Source organism: Ramlibacter sp., from assembly GCF_035706265.1.
GTDB lineage: Bacteria > Pseudomonadota > Gammaproteobacteria > Burkholderiales > Burkholderiaceae_C > Ramlibacter.
The window spans coordinates 1-3,861 of the sequence record NZ_DASSVG010000295.1; the positions used below are offsets into that span (position 1 = coordinate 1).

General features: G+C 69.3%; 4 protein-coding genes and 1 tRNA gene. All 5 read left to right on the top strand.

What is annotated here, in order from left to right; genetic code table 11:
* Window positions 1–23: 23 nt before the first annotated feature.
* The 5 genes from tolB to VFM98_RS10845 all read left to right on the top strand — a co-directional run bounded on the left by tolB (window position 24) and on the right by VFM98_RS10845 (window position 3,601).
* Window positions 24–1,313: a Tol-Pal system beta propeller repeat protein TolB gene (tolB, locus tag VFM98_RS10825; protein WP_325109934.1), complete on the top strand. Its 1,290-nt coding sequence runs from the start codon at window positions 24–26 to the stop codon at window positions 1,311–1,313.
* 32 nt (window positions 1,314–1,345) lie between these two features.
* Window positions 1,346–1,888 (top strand): peptidoglycan-associated lipoprotein Pal, encoded by a 543-nt coding sequence (gene pal, locus VFM98_RS10830; RefSeq protein WP_325109935.1) that lies wholly within the window; start codon window positions 1,346–1,348, stop codon window positions 1,886–1,888.
* Complete coding sequence (ybgF, locus tag VFM98_RS10835; RefSeq protein ID WP_325109936.1) at window positions 1,888–2,679, top strand: tol-pal system protein YbgF; 792 nt, start codon at window positions 1,888–1,890, stop codon at window positions 2,677–2,679. Before pal ends, ybgF begins: the two co-directional genes overlap by 1 nt.
* A 16-nt stretch (window positions 2,680–2,695) precedes the next feature.
* Window positions 2,696–3,484, top strand: coding sequence for a tRNA threonylcarbamoyladenosine dehydratase (locus tag VFM98_RS10840; RefSeq protein WP_325109937.1), 789 nt, complete (start codon window positions 2,696–2,698; stop codon window positions 3,482–3,484).
* Between the two features lie 41 nt (window positions 3,485–3,525).
* Window positions 3,526–3,601: transfer RNA gene (locus VFM98_RS10845), tRNA-Lys, on the top strand.
* Window positions 3,602–3,861: the final 260 nt, after the last annotated feature.

The following is a 3,861-nucleotide window of genomic DNA, read 5'->3' on the forward strand; positions in this document are numbered from 1 at the left end:
ATCAGTTAGGAGTGAACGAAGAAATGCATGATCCTGGACGGTGGCGCCGGCGCGAGCTGGTTGCCTTGCTGGGTGCCTCTCTCGCATCCGCACCCACCCTGGCGCAATTCCGCGTCGAAGTCACCGGCGTGGGCCTCACCCAGCTGCCCATCGCGATCGTGCCGTTCCGCGGCGAGGCGGGCCTGCCGCAGAAGATCGCCTCCATCATCCAGGCCGACCTGGAGCGCAGCGGCCAGTTCCGCGGCATCGATCCGGCCGGCAGCCCCGAGCTGGACGAGACCAGCCGCCCCGACCTGAGCCCCTGGCGCCAGAAGACGGCCGATTCGCTGGCCGTGGGCAGCGTCACGCGGCTGGCGGACGGCCGCTACGACGTGCGCTACCGCCTGTGGGACGTGGTGAAGGGCGAGGACCGGGGCGGCCAGAGCTTCGTCGTGCCCGCGCTCGACCTGCGGCTGGCGGCCCACCACATCGCCGACGCCATCTACGAGAAGCTCACCGGCGAGAAGGGCATCTTCTCCACCCGCATCGCCTACGTCACCAAGGCCGGCACGCGCTACAACCTGTGGGTGGCCGACGCCGACGGCGAGAACGCGCAATCGGCGCTCGCGAGCCCCGAGCCGATCATCTCGCCGGCCTGGTCGGCCAGCGGCACGCAGCTGGCCTACGTGTCGTTCGAGTCGCGCAAGCCGGTGGTCTACGTGCACGAGATCGCCTCCGGCAAGCGGCGGCTGATCGCCAACTTCCGCGGCTCCAACAGCGCGCCGGCCTGGGCGCCCGACGGCCGCACGCTGGCGGTGACGCTCACGCGCGAAGGCGGCTCGCAGATCTACACGATTCCCGCCGGCGGCGGCGAGCCGCGCCGCATCACGCAGTCCGGCAGCATCGACACCGAGCCGATCTACTCGGGGGACGGCCGCAGCATCTATTTCGTCAGCGATCGCGGCGGCTCGCCGCAGATCTATCGCATGTCCGCCACAGGCGGCGACGCGCAGCGGGTCACCTTTACAGGGACTTACAACATTTCGCCGGCCCTCAGCCCCGACGGAAAATGGCTGGCCTACATTTCCCGCATCAGCGGCGCCTTCAAGCTGCAGGTGATGGAGCTTGCCACCGGCAACGTGCAGTCGGTCACCGAGACCACGGCCGACGAGAGCCCGAGCTTCGCCCCCAACGGCCGGCTGATCATCTATGCCACCCGCCAGGGCGGGGCCGAAGCCTTGATGACCACCACCCTCGACGGCAAGATCAAGGCCCGGCTGCCGGGCCGGGGCGGCGACATCCGCGAGCCCGACTGGGGCCCGTTCCGCCGCTGACACCATTCATGAACGACCAGGAGGTTTATCCAATGATCAAGCGTGTGTTCCTTGCCCTTGCCTGCGCTGCGGCGCTGGCGGGCTGCGCCAGCGGCGTCAAGCTCGACGACGTGCCGGTGGAGGACAAGCAGAGCACCGCAGTCACCCCGGCGCCCGGCACCGGCACGGCGCCTTCGGGTGCCGACACCTCGCGCGTCGCGCCGGTGGACGCGACGCCCGGCGCGGCGGACATCGCCGGTCCCAGGGGCGTGGCTCGCATCATCTACTTCGATTACGACAGCAACGTGATCAAGCCGGAGTTCCAGCGCCTGATCGAGCAGCACGCGCAGTTCCTGAAGGCCAACGGCGCCCGGCACGTGGTGATCGAGGGCCATACCGACGAGCGCGGCGGCCGCGAGTACAACCTGGCCCTGGGCCAGCGCCGCTCCGAAGCCGTGCGCCGCGCGCTCGAGCTGCTGGGCGTGAAGGACTCGCAGGTCGAAGCCGTGAGCTTCGGCGAGGAGAAGCCCGCGGTTCCGGGCAGCGATGAAACCGCCTGGGCGCAGAACCGGCGCGCCGAGATCGCCTACCGATGATGAGCATCCAACGTTCCGTGCTGGCCGCCGCCCTGGCGGCCGCTTCGCTGTTCACCGCCTCGGCCAACGCCGCGCTGTTCGAGGACGACGAGGCCCGCCGCGCGATCATCGACCTGCGCCAGCGCGTCGAGCAGCAGCGCCAGGCCGCCGACACCGCGCAGCAGCAGCTGACCGAAGCGCTCCAGCGCGCCAACGACGAGAACGCGAGCCTGCGCCGCGCGCTGCTGGAACTGCAGAACCAGATCGAGGCCCTGCGCACCGATCTCGCCCGCCTGCGCGGCAGCGACGAGCAGCTGGCGCGCGACCTGGCCGAGGTGCAGCGCCGCCAGAAGGACATCGCCGCCGGCGTCGACGAGCGCCTGCGCAAGTTCGAGCCGGTGCAGGTGACGGTGGACGGCCGCGAATTCAGCGCCGATCCGGCCGAACAGCGCGAGTTCGAGGCGGCGCTGGCCGCCTTCCGCAAGGGCGACTTCCTGGCCGCGCAGACCGCGTTCTCCGAGTTCCTGCGCAAGTACCCCTCGAGCGGCTACCGTCCGAGCGCGCTGTTCTGGGTCGGCAACGCCCAGTACGCCAACCGCGACTACAAGGGCGCTATCGCGAACTTCCGCGCCCTGCTGCAGCAGGCGCCGGACCATCCACGCGCGCCCGAGGCGGTGCTGTCGATCGCCAACTGCCAGATCGAGCTGAAGGAAAACGCCAACGCGCGCCGCACGCTCGACGAACTGGTCAAGGCCTACCCGCAGTCCGAAGCGGCCGTGGCCGCGCGCGAACGGCTGGCGCGCCTGCGCTGAAGCCGGCCCCGGGCGCATGACGCACCTGGACGAAGCGGCGGACCTGCAGCGGCGCTTCGGCGGCCTCGAACGGCTCTATGGCATGGAAGGCGCGGCGGCGATCCGCCGCGCCCACGTCGCCGTGGTCGGCATCGGCGGCGTCGGCTCCTGGGCCGCCGAGGCCCTGGCCCGCAGCGGCGTCGGCGCGCTGACGCTGGTCGACCTGGACCACGTTGCCGAATCCAACATCAACCGCCAGATCCACGCGCTGGAAAGCACGCTCGGCCAGGCCAAGGTGTTGGCCATGCGCGAGCGCATCGCGCAGATCCATCCGCGCTGCACGGTGCATGCGGTGGAGGAGTTCGTCGAGCCGGAGAACTGGCCGCAGCTGCTGCCCGAGGGCGTGGACGCGGTGATCGATGCCTGCGACGAGCTCAAGGCCAAGACGGCGATGGCGGTGTGGGCGCGCGAGCGCAAGGCGCTGTTCGTCTCCTGCGGCGCCGCCGGCGGCAAGCGCCTGGCGCACAAGGTCGACGTGGACGACCTCGCCGCCACCACGCACGACCCGCTGCTCGCGCAGATGCGCTACCGGCTGCGCAAGTTCCACGGCGCGCCGAAGGAAGGCAAGCGCATCGGTGTTCCCTGCGTGTTCAGCCGCGAGGCCGTGGCCCCGCCAGACCCCTCGTGCGCGATCGAAGGCGACGGCTCGCTCAACTGCCACGGCTACGGCTCGGTGGTCAGCGTGACCGCGACCTTCGGCCAATGTGCGGCAGGCTGGGTACTCGATCGCCTCGCCACCCGGAAAACCCCGAAGAGCTTGCTATAATCGCGGACTTTGCTGCTGTGCAATGCAGCGGCAAGCAGGTCGGGACGTTAGCTCAGTTGGTAGAGCAGCGGACTTTTAATCCGTTGGTCGCAGGTTCGAATCCTGCACGTCCTACCAAGCTACACAAGGACATGGCGCTACTGAATCAGTAGCGCCATTTTTCATGGTGACAGTCTGGTGACAGATTCGTGCCCAGCGCTACTGCCAGAGCAGTCCCCCCTTCCCACCGCACCCGCGACACCGCAATGGCACCACACGGTACCAGTGCGGCCGCAAGCTCGACAGGGCGAGGACCTGCGCCTGGATTGGCTTGCCTTGGCTTGTGAAGTTCAGTCGGCCGATTGCCGCGGCGCGTGTTCCAAGGTTACTTCAACTAT